At 71.9% G+C, this 19,397-nt stretch carries 17 protein-coding genes and 1 tRNA gene; 2 read left to right on the top strand and 16 right to left on the bottom strand.

What is annotated here, in order from left to right; genetic code table 11:
- Positions 1–38: 38 nt before the first annotated feature.
- The 8 genes from ACFPYL_RS16345 to ACFPYL_RS16310 form a co-directional block, all read right to left on the bottom strand.
- Positions 39–962 (bottom strand): sortase, encoded by a 924-nt coding sequence (locus ACFPYL_RS16345; protein WP_379156424.1) that lies wholly within the window; start codon positions 960–962, stop codon positions 39–41.
- Entirely contained in the window at positions 959–3,706 is a 2,748-nt protein-coding gene (locus tag ACFPYL_RS16340; protein WP_379156421.1) for a hypothetical protein, read from the bottom strand. Before ACFPYL_RS16340 ends, ACFPYL_RS16345 begins: the two co-directional genes overlap by 4 nt.
- Entirely contained in the window at positions 3,703–5,397 is a 1,695-nt protein-coding gene (locus tag ACFPYL_RS16335; RefSeq protein ID WP_379156419.1) for a substrate-binding domain-containing protein, read from the bottom strand. The genes ACFPYL_RS16340 and ACFPYL_RS16335 overlap by 4 nt, the downstream gene beginning before the upstream one ends.
- Positions 5,394–6,518 (bottom strand): phosphate ABC transporter permease PstA, encoded by a 1,125-nt coding sequence (pstA, locus tag ACFPYL_RS16330; protein WP_379156416.1) that lies wholly within the window; start codon positions 6,516–6,518, stop codon positions 5,394–5,396. Before pstA ends, ACFPYL_RS16335 begins: the two co-directional genes overlap by 4 nt.
- The gene (pstC, locus tag ACFPYL_RS16325) at positions 6,515–7,552 is read right to left on the bottom strand and encodes a phosphate ABC transporter permease subunit PstC (RefSeq protein ID WP_379156413.1); all 1,038 of its coding nucleotides are present in this window, start codon (positions 7,550–7,552) and stop codon (positions 6,515–6,517) included. Before pstC ends, pstA begins: the two co-directional genes overlap by 4 nt.
- A 130-nt stretch (positions 7,553–7,682) precedes the next feature.
- Positions 7,683–8,285, bottom strand: coding sequence for an HAD-IA family hydrolase (locus ACFPYL_RS16320; RefSeq protein WP_379156410.1), 603 nt, complete (start codon positions 8,283–8,285; stop codon positions 7,683–7,685).
- Positions 8,282–9,070: a 3'(2'),5'-bisphosphate nucleotidase CysQ gene (locus ACFPYL_RS16315; protein WP_379156407.1), complete on the bottom strand. Its 789-nt coding sequence runs from the start codon at positions 9,068–9,070 to the stop codon at positions 8,282–8,284. Before ACFPYL_RS16315 ends, ACFPYL_RS16320 begins: the two co-directional genes overlap by 4 nt.
- 4 nt (positions 9,071–9,074) lie before the next feature.
- On the bottom strand, positions 9,075–9,506 hold the full coding sequence (locus ACFPYL_RS16310) for a MarR family winged helix-turn-helix transcriptional regulator (protein WP_379156405.1): 432 nt from the start codon (positions 9,504–9,506) through the stop codon (positions 9,075–9,077).
- 83 nt (positions 9,507–9,589) lie between these two features.
- Between ACFPYL_RS16310 and ACFPYL_RS16305 the strand changes: the two genes are divergently transcribed.
- Complete coding sequence (locus tag ACFPYL_RS16305) at positions 9,590–10,555, top strand: zinc-binding dehydrogenase (protein WP_379156402.1); 966 nt, start codon at positions 9,590–9,592, stop codon at positions 10,553–10,555.
- 3 nt (positions 10,556–10,558) lie between these two features.
- Here the strand turns inward: ACFPYL_RS16305 and pth are convergent, their stop codons facing one another.
- Both pth and ACFPYL_RS16295 read right to left on the bottom strand, forming a co-directional pair.
- Positions 10,559–11,158, bottom strand: a complete 600-nt coding sequence (gene pth, locus ACFPYL_RS16300; protein WP_379156399.1) for an aminoacyl-tRNA hydrolase — start codon at positions 11,156–11,158, stop codon at positions 10,559–10,561.
- 32 nt (positions 11,159–11,190) lie between these two features.
- Positions 11,191–11,871 carry a 50S ribosomal protein L25/general stress protein Ctc gene (locus ACFPYL_RS16295; protein WP_379156396.1) on the bottom strand — a complete coding sequence of 227 codons (681 nt, stop codon included), beginning with the start codon at positions 11,869–11,871 and terminating at the stop codon, positions 11,191–11,193.
- A gap of 182 nt (positions 11,872–12,053) precedes the next feature.
- Here ACFPYL_RS16295 and pepN point away from each other — a divergent pair, with 182 nt between their 5' ends.
- Complete coding sequence (pepN, locus tag ACFPYL_RS16290; protein WP_379156393.1) at positions 12,054–14,480, top strand: aminopeptidase N; 2,427 nt, start codon at positions 12,054–12,056, stop codon at positions 14,478–14,480.
- Positions 14,481–14,506: 26 nt separating this feature from the next.
- On the opposite strand, the gene ACFPYL_RS16285 is transcribed toward pepN, so the two are convergent.
- The 6 genes from ACFPYL_RS16285 to ACFPYL_RS16260 form a co-directional block, all read right to left on the bottom strand.
- Positions 14,507–15,487 carry a ribose-phosphate diphosphokinase gene (locus ACFPYL_RS16285; RefSeq protein ID WP_200944952.1) on the bottom strand — a complete coding sequence of 327 codons (981 nt, stop codon included), beginning with the start codon at positions 15,485–15,487 and terminating at the stop codon, positions 14,507–14,509.
- A gap of 35 nt (positions 15,488–15,522) precedes the next feature.
- A complete protein-coding gene (gene glmU, locus ACFPYL_RS16280) occupies positions 15,523–16,989 on the bottom strand; it encodes a bifunctional UDP-N-acetylglucosamine diphosphorylase/glucosamine-1-phosphate N-acetyltransferase GlmU (RefSeq protein ID WP_379156390.1) in 1,467 nt (488 codons plus the stop codon).
- A gap of 1 nt (position 16,990) precedes the next feature.
- Positions 16,991–17,069, bottom strand: a tRNA-Gln gene (locus tag ACFPYL_RS16275).
- A 30-nt stretch (positions 17,070–17,099) separates the two neighbouring features.
- Positions 17,100–17,348, bottom strand: coding sequence for a DUF6752 domain-containing protein (locus ACFPYL_RS16270; protein WP_379156387.1), 249 nt, complete (start codon positions 17,346–17,348; stop codon positions 17,100–17,102).
- Positions 17,345–18,946 carry a class I SAM-dependent methyltransferase gene (locus tag ACFPYL_RS16265; protein WP_379156385.1) on the bottom strand — a complete coding sequence of 534 codons (1,602 nt, stop codon included), beginning with the start codon at positions 18,944–18,946 and terminating at the stop codon, positions 17,345–17,347. Before ACFPYL_RS16265 ends, ACFPYL_RS16270 begins: the two co-directional genes overlap by 4 nt.
- On the bottom strand, positions 18,943–19,359 hold the full coding sequence (locus tag ACFPYL_RS16260) for an adenylyltransferase/cytidyltransferase family protein (protein WP_379156382.1): 417 nt from the start codon (positions 19,357–19,359) through the stop codon (positions 18,943–18,945). Before ACFPYL_RS16260 ends, ACFPYL_RS16265 begins: the two co-directional genes overlap by 4 nt.
- Between the last annotated feature and the right edge of the window lie 38 nt (positions 19,360–19,397).

Genomic DNA, 19,397 nt, shown 5'->3' with positions numbered 1-19,397 from the left:
GATTTAAAGGCCGGTGGCCCTCGAGTGGTCTGGTCCGGTCAGACCAGGTTGGGGAGCAGCCGGCTCGCCGCCGACGAGACCAGCCAGAGCGCCGCCAGCACGACGGGGACCCCGGCCACCCAGGCGGCCAGAGGAGTCCACCGGTGCCGCGCCCAGGCGACGACCAGCACCGCCACGACGAGCACCTCGAGGGCGAGCACCAGCACCGCGAGGGTGGTGAAGCCGGCATCGTGCGCGAAGGGTGCGCCGTTCGGGTCGATCGCGGCGACCGCCCCGGCCGGCTGTGCGTCACCCTGCAGCGTCGCGTCGACGTAGACCGACCGCGAGGGACCGAGCCCTGCCAGGTGCCCCTCGCCCACGGCGGTCACCAGCGTGAGCCGGCCCTGCCCGTCGGTGAGGGCCGGCGGGACCGGGTCGCCCTTGCGCCGTACGCCGCTGACCTCGTAGCGGAACGTCCCCTGGACCGTCGTCACCTCGATCGGCTCGCCCACCCGGAGCTGCGGCACGTCCTTGAACGGCCCGCCGAACGACAGCGCCCGCCCCATCAGCACGCTCACCCCGGCCTGGCCGGGGAGCACGCTGCCCTCCTGGTGGCCCGGACCCTGCTGGAGCACGGCCGGGGTCGTGCCCTCCACGACGACGAGGTCGTAGACCTCGGCGTCCGGCACCGACAGCAGCGCGACCGGGGCACCGACCGCGATCGGCGCGCCGGCAGGAGCCTCACCGAGCGCGAGCTCGGTCCGCAGCTGCGCGTACAGCCGGTGCTGCGCGTGGCCCTGCTGGAAGCCGCTGAAGAGGAAGAGGTAGGCGAAGGCCCAGACCGCGACCAGGCCGAGCACGATCATGGTCTGGCCCAGCGCGACCTCGCTGAAGCCCCGTGGCGGACGGGGCAGCGGCGCGGTGTCGGTCGGCAGGTCGCGGACCGCGGTCGGCCGGGGCGCCTCCGGGGCGGGCGCGCTCATCGCCGCACCCGTCGACCGGCAGAACGGGCCCGTTGCCTCAGCGCCGGACCGGCCGTCCGGGCGAGCGCGATCGCCCGGCCGGTGAAGCGCAGGCTCAGCCCGGCCACGCCGACGACGAGCCCGGCCAGCAGGACCACCGGAAGCCCGACCCCGCCGAACGACGACTCCGCGCCGACCGTGCGGATGACCTCGGTCTCGGCCGGCTTCGGGCTCGCGCCCTTCCCCGGCTTGCCCGCGCTGGGCGATCCCCCGGCGGACGGCGGCGTCAGCGGGGTCGTCGTGGCCGGCCCGGTGGGCGCGGTGGTCGTCGGGTCGTCGGTGGGCTCGTCGGTCGGGCTGGGCGTCGGGTCCGGGTCGTCGGGCACCAGCTTCGGGACCTCGCCCTTCTGGTCGAGGACGGCGGCGGCGGCCCGGTGGGTGTACGCCGCGAGGGCGGACAGCCCGTTGGACTCGGTCAGCGGCAGCGCGCCCGGGGGCAGCTGGCCGTTGCCGGTGCCGGCCTGCTGGCCGCTGGTGGCGGCGTACTCGAGGAGCTGCGCGGCCCGCTTCGCGGTCGACCTGTCGAGACCGGTCGTCGGCACGTCGGCGTACACCGGCAGTGCGCCGGGGTACGCCGCGGCGCCGGCCGTCTCGTGGAGCTGGGCGTAGTCGAGGTCCCAGGTCCCGGCCTCCTCGTCGGGCTCCAGCAGGGCGCCGGCCGCCTTCAGCCCGGCGTCGTCACCAGCGACGAAGGTCCGGCCCGTGGCGTCCGTGATCTTCTCGCTCGCCGCCACGTCGGAGGTCGTCTGGAGGGACGCGGTACGCAGGCTGTAACGGTAGGCCGACGTCAGCGGGACGATCCCGAGCACGAACCGGTTGCCCGGCTGCTGCCGGCCCTGGGTCCGCAGCCGCAGCGTCGTGATGTCGCTGGAGTCGCCGTTGGGGCACGCGATGTTGACGTTGGACATCGAGTACTGGATGTTCTGCACGATGTTCTGCACGAACCCGGTCGGGTTGGCGATCAGGCCGAGGTAGGGGCTCGGGCTGTAGCTGTAGCAGGGGTTCACCTTGGCGTCGATGATCGACTGCGGAAGGACGAACTCGTCGAGCTGCGGCCACGACGACACCGGGAGCGCGATGCGCAGGTAGTTGGGGTTGACCACCATCCCCCACGGGTCGGGGACGCCGTCGAGCCACTTGCGCGCCTCGGGGTCGGCGTCGATGTAGCTCGTCAGCGCCGCCGTCATGTCGGTCTCGGTCGACAGCGTCATGATCGTCGACGCGGCCTCGACGGCGTCGTACTGCGGCAGACCTGGGTTGAGGGCGATGAACTCGGGGTCCTTGGTGATGTTCATCGGGTTCTTCGCCAGGGCGGGATAGTTGTCGCCGACCAGGGAGTTGGCCGGGTAGGACTCCGTCAGCAGCTTGGCGAGCAGGCGGGCGTCGAGGTTGAGCGTCTTCGCCGGTCGTCCCGACGAGTCGTCGACGTTGTAGGCGACGGCGAAGCCGGTGAACGCGACCGGTGCCTGCACCACCGGCTTGCCGAAGCCGCCGTCGGGCGCGCGGCTGCTGAGCACCACCGACGCGGTGCCGGCCGCGATCAGGGTGCGCGCCGCGGTGTCGGCCGCCTGCACGTGGACGAACGGCTGGAGGCGGTCATCGGTGCAGAACTTCGGCGTCCACTGGGCACTGATGTCCGAGAACAGCACCGAGCCGAACGCGGTGAGCGGCGCCGCGGAGCTGAGCACCGAGCACACGCTCGAGGACACCGCGAACGTCAGCGGCACCGTGATCCGGTTGCGCCAGTTCGACGGTGCCCACCACAGGGAGCCGGACACAGCCAGGTTGGAGTCCGTGCCGGTCGTGGCGATCTGTCCGGGCGCGTAGACGTCGTTGGCGCGGCAGAGGGCGTCGGCGCGCGCACCCGCGGACGCGGTCGGCCGGGACTCCTCGGGCAGCTTCGTGCCGTAGCCGTCACAGCTGACACCCATGATCGGCACGGCGACCAGCGAGCACGGCACCTCGCTCGAGCAGCCGAGGGAGGCGTTCTCGTCGGCGCTGAAGACCGTGAACTGCTCGGAGCCCTTGCCGTCGGTGCCGGTGATGCCGTACGTCGTGTTGCTCGGGAGCCCGGACCCGTCGACGTTGGCCGACTCGGGGGCCATGCCGGCGCACCCGGCGGATCCGCCGGCGTACGTCGTGCCGTCGGCGGCCTCGAACGGGAGCCACCTCTCGGAGCGCGCGGCCCCGAAGCAGGGCGCCGGCCGCGGGTCGGGGGCCGCGACCGCGGAGCCGCGTGCGTCGGTGTCGGCGTAGGCGTCGGTCCGCCACACCGGCCAGGCCGACGAGCTGCGCTGGAACCGCTCCGCCCAGGTCTGGGTCCAGCACGTCTCGGGCCGGACGGAGTTGTCGCCCGAGGCCGTGCCCCGGCACTGGAGGAGCACGAACGGGCACTCCTCGCCGGCGCCGGCGGCCGAGTTGACGTCGGCGACGGTGCCGCCCGTCGGGTGCGCACCCGACCAGGACACGGTCACCTGCTGGCGCCCGCGCAGGTTGGTCGTCTGGGAGACGTCCATGGAGACCGTGCGCTGGTCCAGGGTCGTCGTCGTGCCGTCCTCGGCGATCGCGTCGCGGGTGGCCGTGACCCGGTATGTCCCGGCGGACTCGGCAGGCGCCATCGCCAGCGGCACGAGCAGGCCCGCCACCAGCAGGCCGGTCGCGGTCAGTGCCGCAGCGGCGTACGCGAGGCGTCGTCGCGGCGTCATCGGACTCCTCCACCCGACCGTCGGGAGAGCAGCCGGCTGACGACCGCGGGCAGCACCACCGCGAGGGTCAGCAGGCCGATGACGAGCACCGTCAGGGTGCTGGTCGGACCGCTGCTGCTGCCGGCCGCGAGCGTGGTCGGGACGATGTCGCCGCCCGCCGCGGCCGGGTCGTCGGCGCTGCCCGCCGTACCGGTGCCGCCGAGCCCGAGATCGGAGTTCACGCCGCTCGAGCCACCGGTGTCGGCGCCACCACCGGTCCCGGTCCCGGAGCCGGAGCCGCCGCCCGTCCCGCTGCCGCCTCCGCCCGAGCCGCTCCCGCCGCTGGGCTGGTTGTTCTTGTCGTCGGTCGGGTCGTCGCCGTTGTAGGCGCCCACACCGGCGACGCACGGGTCCGCGCCGACCTTGTCGCAGGCCGGCGGGTTCGGGGCGATCTCCGCCAGGTGGTTCACGTCGGGCTTGCCGGCGATGAACGTCGGGTTGTGGCAGGTGCTCACGTCGCGCTGGGTCAGGTCGACCCTCGGGTCGGCGTCCTTGAGCTTGTCGATCTGCTCGAAGCCGGCCGTGACCAGGTTGACCGGGAGCGACGAGTAGCCGATCGGGCCGATCTCGGACTGGCCCTGGCAGATGGAGAAGTAGAGGAAGTCAGCCAGCGTCTGCCGCTTCGCGGTCGTCATCCGCGAGTCGTCGGAGGCCGTCGGGATGATCGCGTAGACGTAGGACGACAGCGGGTAGGTGCGCTTGTCCGGGTTCGTGTAGACCTGGTCGAGGTTCTGGGTCAGGTACGTCGGCGAGCTCGGGTCCTTGTCGATGACCGCCTTGGTCAGCGCGACCGCCACGTTGTACTGGGTCGGCAGCGTGTAGTAGCCGGCCTTGTTGAGCACCTTGATCGCCGGGAAGTCGGCGAGCAGCGGGTAGGAGTACTCCTCGATTCCGATGGACCCGTTGGCGCCCGCGCTCTTGATGAAGTTCATGACGCCGTCGGAGCCGGCCTGCGCCTTCTGGTTGCCCGTCGACTTGCCGCAGTTGAGCGGGAAGTACTCGGTCTCGACCGTCTTGCCGCCGTTGCAGGGGCCCCAGATGGACGGGTACTCCTTGGCCAGGTAGCGGGTGAACTGGTTGGTGACACCGGCACCCTCGGAGTGCACGACCGGGATGATCGGGATCGACGGCAGCGCCTTGCCGTTGTTGTCCGAGGTGATCTGGGGGTCGTTCCAGTTGGTGATCTGGCTGGTGAAGATCTTGGCGATCGTCTCCCCCGACAGCCGGATGTTGCGTACCAGCTTGCCGGCGACCTCGACGTGGTAGGGGAACGACGTACCACCGGCCGCGATCGGGAGGTAGGCGTAGGACCGACCGCGCGGGCTGTCCTCCTGGCCGGTCGTCGGGTCGGCGCCGTGGAACGGGATGTCGGAGACGCCGAAGTCGTTGGACCGGTTGGCGTAGTCCTTGCGCCCCTGGGCGGCACCGTTGGCGGTGAAGACCACCTGCATGCCCTGGTTGGCGACGTCGGCGACCCACTGGTTGATCGCGTTGGCCGCCCAGCTCGAGCCCGAGCCCTGGATCAGCGCGTGCGTCGCCGCCGCACCGACCGCGGGCGCGGTCGCCGTGGGGACGAGCAGTGCGACACCGAGAGCCGTCGCGGCGGCGACGGCCCTGCCCAGGCGGGCGGTCACACGGGGGCGTAGCTTCATCGGACGGGCCTCCTGCGGGCGACGAGACGGGCGAAGACGAAGAGGATCAGCACGATCAGCAGCAGCACGGTCGCGGCGGCGTACCCGCGCTGCTCGAAGGCGGGCTGACCCGAGGCGACGGCGTTGTAGATGAAGAGCGGCAGCGAGTTCATCGGGTTGGTCGTCGGGTCGGTGTTGAGGAAGGTCGAGGCGCCCGAGGTCAGGATCAGCGGCGAGGTCTCGCCGACCATCCGGGCGATGCCGAGGATGAGCGCGGTGGCCAGGCCCGGACGGGCCGTCGGCAGCACGACCTTCCACACGGTCTGGAGACGTCCGGCACCGAGGGCGTACGACGCCTCGCGCAGCCCGCCGGGCACGACCCGGAGGACGACGTCGCTGGCCCGCGCCATGATCGGGAGGCCCATCACGGCGAGCGCCAGCGCCGCGGCCAGGCCGCTGCTGGGCAGCCCGAGCCCGACGATCAGCGCCGAGTAGATGAACAGGCCGGCGACGATGGAGGGCAGCGCGGTCATCGCCTCGATGATCGTGCGGACGAAGCGCGCGCCGCGTCCGCCGACCTCGGACATGTAGACGGCGGCCGTGACCCCGAGCGGCAGCGCGATCGCCACCGCGATCGCGACCTCGATGAGGGTGCCGACGATCGCGTGCAGGATGCCGCCACTGGTGAACGGGTCGGAGGGGCGGACGCCGGCCATGTCGGTCGTGTAGAAGTTCCAGTGCACGAGCGCCGGCAGGCCCTTCGCGACCGTGACGACCACCGTGCAGAGCAGGGCCGCACCCACCAACGTCGGGGCGGCGACCACGAAGCAGGTCGCGACCCGGTCGGCGACCACCGTCCACGGGCGGGTCAGCGCCGTGAGGCCGGCGTAGTAGAGGACGAAGACGGCGAACCAGCTGACGACGAAGCCGATCTTCCCGTCCACCGGCAGGATCTGCGTGTAGAGCAGCCACGTGGTCGCCAGCGACGCGACGCCGGCGGCGATCAGGGTGATCGTGTCCTCGCGGGTGCGCCCGGTGACCGGGCGGGGCAGGTCGGCCGGGACCGGCGCGGCCGGCTGCTCGACGACGTCGTCGACGCGGCGCTCGACGGCGCGCAGGCCGCCCGCAGGCACGGCGGTCACAGCTCGGTCCCCGCTCCGCTGCGGCCGCGCGCGACGATCTGCGCGGCGATGGTGTTCGTCACCAGGGTGATCACGAAGAGGAGGAAGCCGGCGGTGAGCAGCGCGGAGAGCTGCGCCGGCGTGGCCTCCTTGTAGCCGATCGCGATCATCGACGAGATCGTCGACGTACCCGACTCCAGCGGGTTCACCTTGAGCTGGAAGGTCTGGCTGATGATCAGGACGACGGAGATGGTCTCGCCGAGCGCCCGGCCGAGCGCGAGCATGGTCCCGCCCACGATGCCGCTGCGGCCGAACGGGATGACGACGGTGCGCACCATCGACCACCGGGTGGCGCCGAGGGCGATCGCCGCCTCCTTCTCGCCGGCCGGCGCCTCCGAGAACACCTCGCGCATCACCGAGGTGGCCATCGGGAAGATCATCATCGAGACCGCGATCGCGGCGATGAAGGCCGATCCCTGGTACGCCGGGTAGCCCGGCGCCTGGTTCCAGATCGGGTAGTCGACGTCGGTGTGCACCTTGAAGATCGGGATCCAGCCGAGGTACTTGCTGAGGAAGTGCGCGACGTGGGTCGCGTGCGGCTGGATGAAGAGCAGCACCCAGAGGCCGAAGACGATGCCGGGCACCGCGGCCATCAGGTCGATCGCCCGGACCAGGGAGTTCTTCATCCGCGCCGGCGCCCAGTCGGTCACGAACAGCGCTGTGAGGAGCGAGAGCGGGAACGCGATAAGCAGCGCGATCGCCGCGACCTGAAGGGTGCCCAGCAGGACGGCGGAGATGCCGACGATGTCCTGGCTGGGCAGCCACCGCGACTCGGTGAAGAACGACCAGCCGTAGTGGCTGAACGTCGGTCGCGCCTGGAGCCCCAGGAAGAGCCCGATCGAGGAGACGATCACCAGCACGAAGAGCCCGGTCGTGCGCACCCCGTGCACGAAGAGCCGGTCCTGCACCGAGTGCCGGGCGGTCAGCTTCCGTGGGACGTCCTCGACCTCGGCCGGGTCGGCCACGGGCGTTGCGACTGCACCCTCACCTGACATCTGCGTCCTTCTCACGACGTAACCGTGGCGACGGTTGCACCCATTGCCATGAATCCCGAGAAGATTACTCGACTATAGGCACATAGCAGGCCCCATCGCCGAAACGGGCCGCCCAGGTGGGACGAGCGGTCTAGACGTGCACGCCGTGCGTGGCGAGGAGCTCGTGCAGGCGCTGGTGACCGTCGGCCAGCTCCCAGCGCTCCGCCACGAGGCCGACCGAGCGGGCGCCGTCGACGTTGGCCTGCTTGTCGTCCACGAAGAGCACGGTCCCGGCCGGCGCCCCGATCAGCGAGACCGCCTTCTCGAAGTACGCCGGGTCCGGCTTGGCCGTGCCGATGTCGCACGAGTAGACCGCGACGTCGAAGAGCGTCTCGAAGCCCAGGACGTCGCGCATGTAGCGGGCGCGGTGGTGCTCCTGGTTGGTGGCGAGGTGGACGCCGTACCCCTGCGCCCGGAGGGCGGCGATCAACGACAGCGACTCGGGGTCGACGACGATCCCGCGCCACATCGCCGGGAACAGCTCGGCGGGGTCGACGTCGAGGTCGTGACCGCGCGCGACCGTCGCGAACTCCGCGAAGAAGTCGATCTCGCCGCGCAGCGCCGGCGCCTGGAGCTCGCCGACGTCGGCCAGGAAGGCACCGGTCACCCGCTCGGCGAACTTCCCCGCCGAGTCCTCCCACCGGCCGGGGTGCTGGACGACCTCGTCGGCGTCGAGCAGGACGTGCCGGATCATCCCTCTGACGTCACGCCGTGCTCGCGGACGAACGCGACGATCCGCTCGGCGAGCTCGGGGCGGCAGACGATCAGGTCGGGCAGGTAGACGTCGTCCTGGTTGTACTCCAGCGGGGAGCCGTCGATGCGCGAGGTGAACAGCCCGGCCGCGCGGGCCACGGCGACGGGGGCCGCGGAGTCCCACTCGTACTGGCCGCCGGCGTGGACGTAGGCGTCGGTGATGTCCCGGGCCACGGAGATGACCTTCACCCCGGCCGACCCCATCGGCACCAGCTCGGCATCGATCTCCTTCGCCAGCGCGTGCACGAACTCCGGCGGGCGGCTGCGCGACACCGCGATCCGCGGGCGGGTGGCGGTGCTCGGCGGCACGACGGGCGGCTCACCGGTGTTGAAGGTCTCGCCCAGCGCGGGCAGGGCGACGGCGCCGGCGACCAGGTCGCCGTCCCGCCAGAGCGCGACGTGGACGGCCCAGTCGTCGCGGGGCACCTCGGAGAACTCGCGGGTCCCGTCGAGGGGGTCGACGATCCACACCCGGCTGTTCGTCAGCCGCGCCTTGTCGTCCTTGCCCTCCTCGGAGAGCACCGCGTCGGCCGCGCGGTGCTCCGCGAGCAGCTCCATCAGCAGCTCGTGGGCGGCGCGGTCACCGGCATCCTTCAGCTCGCGCCCCTCGAGCCCCTCGCCCCGCACCTCGAGCAGCCGCTCCCCCGCGACGGTCGCCAGCCAGGAGGCGAGCACGTGGTCGTCGGTGGCGGCGGCAGCGGGCGAGGTCCCGGGGGCGAAGCTCATGGCTTCACCCTAGCCAGGACGGGTCGGCGTCGAGGATGCGGCGGGTGGCACGGACCAGCGCCCGGCGGTCCGCTGCGGAGACGTCGGCCGTCAGGGCACCCAGCCGTTCGGCGAAGACCGTTCCGGCGGTCGTGACGAGCTCGAGCCCGGCCGGCGTGATGGACACCTGCACGACACGACGGTCCGTCGCGCTCGCGGTCCGCACGACCAGGCCGCGCCGCTCGGCACGGTCGACCAGGCCGCTGATGCTGGACTTGTCAAGACCCAGGTGCCGTCCCAGCTCGTTCATCGTCGGCTCGCGGTCGCGCAGCACGCCGAGCAGACGGGCCTGGGCGACGGACATCCCGTGCTCCGCCGCCAGCTCGGCGAGCGTCCCCTGGACGAGGAACGACAGCTGGACGAGAGCGTCGACGAGGTCGTCGTTCGGCGAGGTCACGACGACACTCTACTTGAATTAGTTCGTGCCACCAACTACTTTAGTTCGTGTCACGAACCATTCTCTCGATCCGAGGTCCCGCCATGAACGTCAACGCAGCCGTCGTCAGCTCCTTCGACCACCCGCCCCGCTTCGAGCACTTCGACCTGCCCGCCCCGTCTGACGCAGACCAGGCAGTGATCGAGGTGCTCGCGGCCGGCCTGCACCCGCGGGTCCGCAGCGCCGCGGCCGGTCGGCACTACACCAGCGACGGCCGGCTGCCCCTGGTGCCGGGGATCGACGGCGTCGGCAGGCTCGCCGACGGCACCGTCGTCTACTTCGTGGCGGACGACGACGTCCCGGGGTCGATGGCCGAGCGCGCGGTGGTCGACCTCCGCCGCACCGTGCCGCTCCCCGGTGACCCGGACCTCGTCAAGGTCGCGGCCGCGATGAACCCCGCGATGTCGTCGTGGGTGGCACTCCGTCGACGGGTCCCGCTCCAGCCCGGCCAGTCGGTGCTCGTCCTCGGCGCCACCGGCAACGCCGGCCGGATGGCGATCCAGGTCGCGAAGCGCCTGGGCGCCGGCCGCGTGGTCGGAGCCGGCCGCAACCCGGAGGTCCTCGCCACCCTGCCCGACCTCGGCGCCGACGCGACGGTCGCGCTGACCGACGACCGCGACGCCACCGCCGCGGCGCTGGCCGAGGCCGCCGCGGAGGTCGACGTGGTCATCGACTACCTGTGGGCCGCACCCGCAGCCGCGACGATGATGGCCCTGCTGCGGGCACGCTCCGACCGCAGCCGCGCGCTCGACTGGATCCAGATCGGGTCGGTCGCCGGACCCACGATCGAGCTGCCGTCGGTGGCGCTGCGCTCGGCGAACCTGCGCATCCAGGGCAACGGGCAGGGCGCCGTCTCGGTCCGTGCGTACGTCGCGGAGCTGCCGTCCCTGGTCGACGAGATCAGCTCCGGGGGCCTCGCGGTCGCCGTCCGCACGCAGCCGTTGGCCGAGGTCGAGCGGGTCTGGTCCGAGGCCGAGGCGCCCGGCGTACGGACCGTGCTGGTGCCGTGAGCGTCAGGAGTTGAACTTCTGCTGGGTGCGCTCGAGCCCCTCGGCGATGAGCACCTCGACCGCGTCGGCGGCGGTGTCGACCTGGAACGGCAGGATCTTCTTCTCGGCCGAGGAGTAGTTGGACAGCACGAAGTCGGCGACGTCCTGCCGGCCGGGCGGGCGGCCGATGCCGACGCGCACCCGGTGGAAGTCACCGGTGCCCAGCGAGGAGCGCATCGAGCGCAGCCCGTTGTGGCCGTTGTCGCCACCGCCGAGCTTGACCCGCATCGTGTCGAAGGGGATGTCGAGCTCATCGTGGATCGCGACGACCCGCTCGGACGGGACCTTGTAGAAGCCGGCGAGCTGCTTGACCGGCCCACCGAGCTCGTTCATGTAGCAGCGCGCCTTCATCAGCACCACGCGCGGGGCGTCTGCCCCGGGGGCGCCGAGCCGACCCTCGACGACGTCGGCGCGACCGGACTTGTGGGCGCGGAACGGCGACCCCATCCGGGTGGCGAGCTCGTCGACGACGAGGTAGCCGATGTTGTGCCGGTGCCCGGCGTAGGAAGGGCCGGGATTCCCCAGCCCGACCACCAGCCACACGGGGGTGGTGGAGTCGGTCATGGAATCCCGGCCCTTCCTACGAAACGGGTGGATCACTCCGCGGCGGGAGCCTCGTCGGCACTCTCGTCGGCGCTGTCCTCGGCGCCGACCTCGTCGACGTCGTTGTCGGCCTCGTCGCGCTCGATGCCGGCCTCGGCCTCGGCCTCCTCGAGCTCGGCGTCGAGGGCCTCCTGCGAGACCTGCTCGGTGATGTTGACGATGAGGGTCTCCGGGTCCAGCAGCAGGGTGCTGCCCGAGGGGAGCTTCAGGTCGGAGGCGTGGATCTGGGTGCCGGCGACCGCGCCCTCGATGTCGATCTCGATGTGCTCGGGGATGTGGGTGGCCTCGGCCTCGAGCGAGATGGTGGCGGTCTCGGTGACGACCAGCGTCTCGCGGGCGGCGTCGCCGCTCAGGTGCACGGGCACCTCGACGGTGACCTTCTCGCCCTTGACGACGGCGACGAAGTCGACGTGCTCGAGGTGACGCTTGATCGGGTCGACCTGGACCTGCTTGGTCAGCGCGAGCTGGACCTTGCCGTCGATGTCGAGCTCGAGCAGGGCGTTCGCGCCGCCGTGCTTGAGGGCCATCATCGTGTCGTGGCCCGGGAGGGTGACGTGGATGGGGTCGTTGCCGTGGCCGTAGATGACCGCGGGGACCTTGTGCTCGCGACGGATGCGGCGGGCCGCGCCCTTGCCGAACTCGGTGCGGGTCTCGGCCTTGATCTTCTCGCTCATGCGCTGCTCTCCTCGTGCGTGCTGACTGTGTCTGAGTCCTGGGGGCCTCGGCTCGATCGAGCGGGCGCATCCTGAGGACAGCCAGCCCTGTCGATCACGGAGAGCCGGGACTCTCCCTCGCCGAGGCAACCGCACAAGCCTACGGCGACTCGCGCCCAGGGGGAAATCCATAGAGTCATGGGGTGAGCCTCACCCTCGCCGAAGCCCGTGCCCGTGCCGCCCAGCTCTCCGAGGTCGCGTACGACGTCGCCCTCGACGTCACCGACCCGGCCTCGCAGACCTTCGGCTCCCGCACCACCGTCCGGTTCCGCACGTCCTGCCCGGAGACGTTCCTCGAGCTCGCCGGGGCCCGCGAGATGAGCGTCCACGTCGACGGCGCACCCACCGAGCCGGCGTACGACGGTAAGCGGATCCACCTCACCGGCCTGCGCACCGACGGCCCGGTCGAGGTCGTCGTGGACGCCCGGCTCCCCTACGTCAGCGACGGCGACGGCATGCACCGGACCGTCGACCCGGCCGACGGCGAGACCTACGTCGCGGCGTACCTCGGCATGGACGTCGCCCAGAAGGTCTTCGCCTGCTTCGACCAGAACGACCTCAAGGCACCGATCACGACCTCGGTCGCCGCCGATCCCGCCTGGACGGTGCTGGCCAACGGCCGCGCGGAGGTCGACGCACCCGTGGACGGGCGCTGGCGGTTCGCCACGACCCCGCCGATCCCGGTGGCGCTGCTCATCGTCGCGGCCGGACCGTGGGCGTCGCGGCGCTGGGAGCACGCCGGGCTGCCGTTCGGGTGGCACGCGCGCGCCTCGCTGGCCGGCGAGCTCGACCGTGACCTCGCGGAGCTGCGGCAGGTCACGGAGGACTGCTACGACCACTACGCGTCGATGTTCGACGAGCCCTACGCGTTCGACTCCTACGACCAGGTCTTCGTGCCCGGGCTGAACTGGGGCGCCCAGGAGATGCCCGGCTGCGTCTCCTACCGCGACGAGCTGCTCCCCCGCGGCCAGGTGCCCGCGGACGTCCGGGTCTTCCGCGCCTCGGTGATCGCGCACGAGATGTCGCACATGTGGTTCGGCGACCTGATGACGATGACCTGGTGGGAGGACACCTGGCTCCAGGAGTCGTTCGCCGACTACATGGGCTACCGGGTGGCGGGCGAGGCCACCGGCTTCGGCGGTGCCCTCGTCGCGCACGAGATCGCCGGCAAGCCCGGGGCGTACGACGCGGACGCGCGCCGCTCGACCCACCCCGTGGCGCCCGACCCCGAGGACATCCCGGACGTCGACTCGGCGGCGACGATCTTCGACGCGATCTCCTACGCCAAGGGCAACTCGGTGCTGCGCCAGCTGGCGACCTGGCTCGGCGACGAGATGTTCCTGGCCGGCGTCAACACGCACCTGACCCGGCACCGCTTCGCCAACGCCACCCTCGCCGACTTCGTCGACGCCCTCGACGAGGCGTCCGACCGCGATGTGCGCACCTGGGTCGACCAGTGGCTGCGCAGCACCGGCTTCGACACCATCCGGTTCACCCGCCACGACGACGTCCCGGTCCTGAGCCGCGACGGGTCGCGACCCCACCGGGTCCGGGTCACGGCGTATGACGAGGAGTGGGCCGTCGTCGGGTCCGGGCTCGTGGACCTCGCCGACGACCCGGTGCCGCTGCCGGCGTACGCCGGTCGCGTCGTCGTCCCCAACGCGCACGGCGAGACGTTCGCTCGCATCGAGCTCGACGCCGCCTCGGCGGAGGCGGTCGACGCCGGCCTGTGCCGGATCGAGGACGACCTCGTGCGGGCGGTGCTCTGGACGATGCTCCTCGACCGGGTGCAGACCCGCGCGCTGAGCGCGGAGGACTTCGTCGACGTGCTCGAGCGGCACCTGCCGGGCGAGGGCAGCGCGACGATGGTCACCTCCATCCTGAACCGGACGTCGTCCCGGGTGCTGCCCCTGCGGGCACCCGCGGCCGCCGTCGGCGACCTGCTCGAGCTGGTCGCCGCGACCTGCGGCACCGGCCTGCTGCACGCGACGTCGCCCGAGCTCGCGCTCGCCTTCGCCGACGGGGTCGCCGCCGGGAGCCACGACGCCGAGGCGCTGCACGCGTGGGTCGAGGCCGGCGCGGTCGGCCAGCTCCCACTCCCGCCGACCCTGCGCTGGCGCGCCGTACGCAGGCTGGCCGAGCTGGACGCGATCGACGCCGCCGCGATCGAGGCGGAGCGGTCGCGCGAGCCCGGCACCGAGGCCGAGGTCGGCGCGGCGGCCGCGCTGGCCAGCCTCCCGACCGGGTCGGCCAAGGCGGCCGCGTGGTCGGTGGTGGGCGACCCCGACGTGGACAACCGGATCTTCAGCGCCACGATGGCCGGGCTGTGGTCGGCGGAGCAGGCCGACCTGGTCGCGCCGTACGTCGAGCGCTACCTGGCCGAGGCGCCCGCCTGGGCCGAGCGCGGGCAGGCCTTCGCACAGGTGGTCGGCCGGGCCCGGCCGACGCTCCTGCTCACCGACGCCCAGCTGCGCCTGCTCGACGACGCGCTCGCCGGCGACCTTCCGACCGTGCTGCGCCGGCAGTGGGAGGACTGGCGGGACGACCTCGGGCCCTCGTTGGTCGAGTAGCGAGCGTCAGCGAGCGTGTCGAGACCCTAGGCGTGGCCGTCGAACATCGAGGTGACCGAGCCGTCCTCGAACACCTCGCGGATCGCCCGGGAGACCAGCGGGGCGATCGACAGGCAGGTGAGCTTGTCGAACTCCTGGTCGGGCGAGAGCGGCAGCGTGTTGGTCACGACGACCTCGGCGGCCGGGCAGTTCTTGAGCCGGTCGACGGCGGGTCCGGACAGGATCGCGTGGGTGGCGGCGATGACGACGCCCGCGGCGCCGTCCGCCATCAGCGCGTCGGCGGCCTTGGCGATGGTGCCGCCGGTGTCGATCATGTCGTCGACGAGCACGCACATCCGGCCGGTGACGTCACCGACCACGCGGTTGGCGACCGTCTCGTTGGGGCGGTCGGTGCGGCGGGTCTTGTGGATGAAGGCCAGCGGTGCGCCGCCGAGGCGGGCCGACCAGCGCTCGGCGACCTTGATCCGGCCGGCGTCCGGCGAGACGATCGCGAGCGGCTGGTTGCCGTACTTCTCCTTGATGTGGTCGGCCAGGATCGGCAGCGCCATCAGGTGGTCGACGGGGCCGTCGAAGAAGCCCTGGACCTGGTCGGCGTGCAGGTCGACCGTGATCAGCCGGTCGGCGCCGGCGGTCTTGAAGAGGTCGGCCATCAGGCGGGCCGAGATCGGCTCGCGGCCGCGGTGCTTCTTGTCCTGGCGCGCGTAGCCGTAGAACGGCATGACCACCGTGATCCGCTTGGCGCTCGCCCGCTTGAGGGCGTCGACCATGATCAGGTGCTCCATGATCCACTCGTTGATCGGAGCCGTGTGGCTCTGGATCACGAAGGCGTCGCAGCCCCGGACCGACTCCTCGTAGCGGACGTAGATCTCCGAGTTCGCGAACTCGTACGCCGACGTCGGCACCAGGTCGGTGCCGAGCATCCCGGCCACCTCCTCGGCGAGCACCGGGTGGGCCCGTCCGCTGAAGACCATCAGGTTCTTCTCGGTGGTCTTCTTCATTCCGGTCACGGCTTGTTGCTCCTCGGTCGCCGGAGGTGGTCCACTCAGGATTCTGCCATGCCCTGGTCGTCGTCTCGTCCTCCGGCCAGTGCGATCTCCGCCGCACTCGCCTGGGCCGTTCCCCGACGCTTCCTCAGCGCCCACTCCTCGATGTTGCGCTGCGGCCCGCTCGAGACGGCCAGCGCGCCCGGCGGCACGTCGTGGCGTACGACGGTCCCGGCGCCGGTCGCCGCCCCGTCGCCGATCTCGATCGGCGCCACGAAGGTGTTGTTGGACGCCGTGCGGGCGTGCTTGCCGATCTTCGTGCGGTGCTTCTCGACGCCGTCGTAGTTGGCGAAGATCGTGCCGGCTCCGATGTTGGTGCCCTCACCGATCTCCGCGTCCCCGACGTACGACAGGTGCGGCACCTTGGCGCCGTCGCCGATCACGGCGTTCTTGGTCTCGACGAAGCCGCCGATCTTGCCGCGGGCCCCGAGCACGGTGCCGGGGCGCAGGTAGGAGAACGGGCCGACGATGGACTCGGTGCCCACGACGGCCAGCACCCCCTGCGTCCGGACCACGGTCGCGCCGGGCCCGATCTCGCAGTCCTTGAGGGTCGTGTCCGGGCCGATCACGGCGTCCTCGCCGACCACGGTGGCGCCGAGCAGCTGGGTGCCGGGCAGGATCGTGACGTCGGCACCGAGCACGGCGTCCGCGTCGATCCAGGTGGTGGCCGGGTCGACCACGGTGACGCCCTCGCGCATCCAGCTCTCGACGATGCGGCGGTTGAGCTCGGCGCCGATCCGGGCCAGCTGCACCCGGTCGTTGACGCCCTCGGTCTGCATCACGTCGTCGATCGGGTGGGCGCCGACCGTCAGGCCGTCCTCGCGGGCGATCGCGATCGTGTCGGTGAGGTAGTACTCCCCCTTGGCGTTGTCGTTGCCGATCCGCGGCAGCGCATCGCGCAGGAACTCGGCGTCGAAGGCCAGGATCCCGGAGTTGATCTCCCGGACCTCGCGCTGCTCGGCGGTCGCGTCCTTCTCCTCGACGATCGCCTCGACGTCGCCCTCGTCGTTGCGCAGCACGCGCCCGTAGCCGAACGGGTCGGGGACGATGCCGCTGAGGATGCTGACCGCGCGCTGGGCGGCCTCGTGCTCGTCGGCGAACTCGCGCAGCGAGTCACCGCGCAGCAGGGGGGTGTCGCCGTACGCCACCACGACGGTGCCGGACATCTGGCCAGCAGCCTCGACGGCCATCCGTACGGCGTGCCCGGTGCCGTGCTGCTCCTCCTGCACGGCGAGCACCACGTCGGGGAACGACTCGTGGATGTGCGCGCCGACCGCCTCGCGCTGGTGGCCGACGACGGCCACCACCTGCTCGGGGTCGAGCGCCTGCGCGGCCGTCAGGACGTGGCCGATCATGCTGCGCCCCGCGATGGGGTGCAGCACCTTCATGGTCTTCGACCTCATCCGCGTGCCACCGCCGGCGGCCAGCACGATGACCGTCAGTCCCGACTTCTGTTCTGCGCTCATGCTCCCCGGGTAGGAGTCGAACCTACGTCGCTAGTCCTGATTCAAAGTCAGGCGGGCCCTGCCGGCAGACCAACCGGGGATAGACGGCACAACCCTAGAGCCCGACCGGCTCAGATGCTGGCTCGGTACTGGGCCAGCACCTCGCGCACGCGTTCCTCGTCACGGTCGTCGACGAGGACGAGCAGCTCGGCGACCACGTCGACGAGCTCGGTGATGCGCCGGTTGAGCTGCCGGCTCTCCTGGAGCTCCTCCTCCAGTGCGGCCAGGCGGGCGCGGACGCCGATCGCGCGGCGACGCAGGCGGCGGTAGCGGTCCTGCGCGACCCGGGCCTTGGCTCGTGTCCGGGTGAGTGTCGTCATCGTGCGGTCCTTCGGGTGGTCGGGCCTCCGGGTCGGGTCCAGCTGACCCGCATCCGGCAGACGGTGGGGTCGGGGTTGCCGAGCACGTCGGTGCCGGCGCGGACCCGCTCGCGCAGGACCGTGCCGCCGGCCGCCTCGATCTCACGTCGTACGGCGGCGGGGTCGAGCCGCCGCACCAGGCCGGCCGGCTCGGGGTCAGGCGCCGGGACGCCCGTGTCGGCGCTGAACTCGAGGAACAGGGTGCCGCCGCCGCGCAGGGCCATCCGGCACAGCAGCCACAGCTGGCTCCGTGCGCGGTCGTCGAGGCACCCGAGCAGGTGCCGGGCGGCCAGGTGGTGCGGGTCGCGCGCGAGCTCGGCCCCGGCGAGCAGCACGGTGCGGAGCTCGTTGAGGATCAGCCCGCGGACCTCGACGTGCAGCCGCCGGCGCCGCGCCCGCTTCAGGACCGCAGCGCGGGCGGCACGCGAGAAGTCGAAGGCGATGACCGGGTGGCCGCGGCCGGCGAGCCACAGTGCGTCGCGCCCGGTGCCGCACCCGATCTCGGCCACCGCTGCGCCCCGGGGCAGCTGCCGGTCGACCCACTTCGCGAAGGTCGAGCGCCGGCCGCTGACGAGCCGGCTGCCCACGCCCTGGTGGAACTCGGTCCAGCGCCCCATGTCGGTGCGGAACCCGCGCAGCCACCCGTCGAGGCGGCGGACGCCGCGCACCGGGTCGGCGTACTTGAACGACGGGTCGGGCACCCGCCAGCCGGGTCCGTAGATGAACGCCAGCATCGCCTCGGGGTCGGCCGGCGCCGGGAGCTCGACGCCGTGGAGCGTGATGGTCGAGACCGGCAGGATGACCGAGTCCGGGAGCCGGCCGCTGCGGTTGCCGAGCTGGTAGAAGGTCTCCCCCACCCGGAAGGCGACGAAGACGTCGATGTGGCACAGCCGTCCGTCGCTGAGCGGGAGCAGCAGCTTGATGTCACCGCCGGACATCCGGAGCAGCGTCCAGCCGAGCTGCTTGAGCCTCCGCTGGACCCGGTAGGACTCGGCGATGATGTCGGCCGGCGACGTGTGGTGGCTGAGGTAGCAGACGTCGGTGTCGGAGTCGTGGGCGATCATCGCGCCGTCGCGCACGGCACCGAGCAGCGCGCCGTAGTTGAGGTAGGCCTCGACGCCGCACGCGCCGCGGAGGTCGTCGAGCGCGCGGCGGGTGCCGGCCAGGATCTCGGCGCGGACGCCCTCGGCGGTGTCGTCGAAGGCGCGGCACAGGTGGCCGACCTTGTCGACGGCGAGCGGCAGGCCCTGCGGGTCGACGACCTGCACGCGGCCGGCGCCGGTCCCGAGCGTGACCTCCTCGTCGAGGAGCACCTGGTCACCCACCACGTCGGCGACCCGGACCCGGACCGAGCCGTCGAGGAACCTCCGGAGCACCGGCGGCCACTCGACCAGGACGCCGCCGGACACGGACCGACCGTCCCGAGCCGCTGTGAACGCCCAGATGTAGCGGCCGTCGAAGCTCACGACCTGCGGCTCGGCCGGAGCCGCGCGCAGCAGCAGACCACCGTCCGAGACCGTGACGACCGATGCGGACGCTGGGCTGAGGACCCTGCTCACGAGGCGGTGATGACGCGGCGCAGCTGGGTGCTCGACGTGTGGACCGTGTACGGGAAGTAGACGACCTGTGCACCCACCGAGCCGACCCGGCTCTCCAGCTCCAGCCCGCGCGGCGTACCCCGCCAGTCGTCGCCCTTGAAGACCCGGTCGAAGCCGACCTCGCGCCAGGCGTCGAGCTTGTCGGTCGTGAGCTCGGCGTACGTCGCGTCGACGATGCCGATCGCGTCGACGATCGCCAGGCGCTCCTCCAGCGGGACGAACGGCCGCAGGCCCTTGACCTGCTCGCACACCTCGTCGGACACGACACCGGCCACCAGCACGTCGCACAGCTCCCGCGCCTGGCGCAGGGCGTTGAGGTGCCCGATGTGGAAGAGGTCGTAGACCCCGGGCACGTACCCCACCAACGGACCCATCGAGCCCTCATTTCTCGTTTATCTATTGTTTTACTGAA

The sequence above is a fragment of the Nocardioides hankookensis genome (genome assembly GCF_042658885.1).
Lineage (GTDB): Bacteria > Actinomycetota > Actinomycetes > Propionibacteriales > Nocardioidaceae > Nocardioides > Nocardioides hankookensis.
This window is presented reverse-complemented; position numbering and strand designations above follow the sequence as displayed.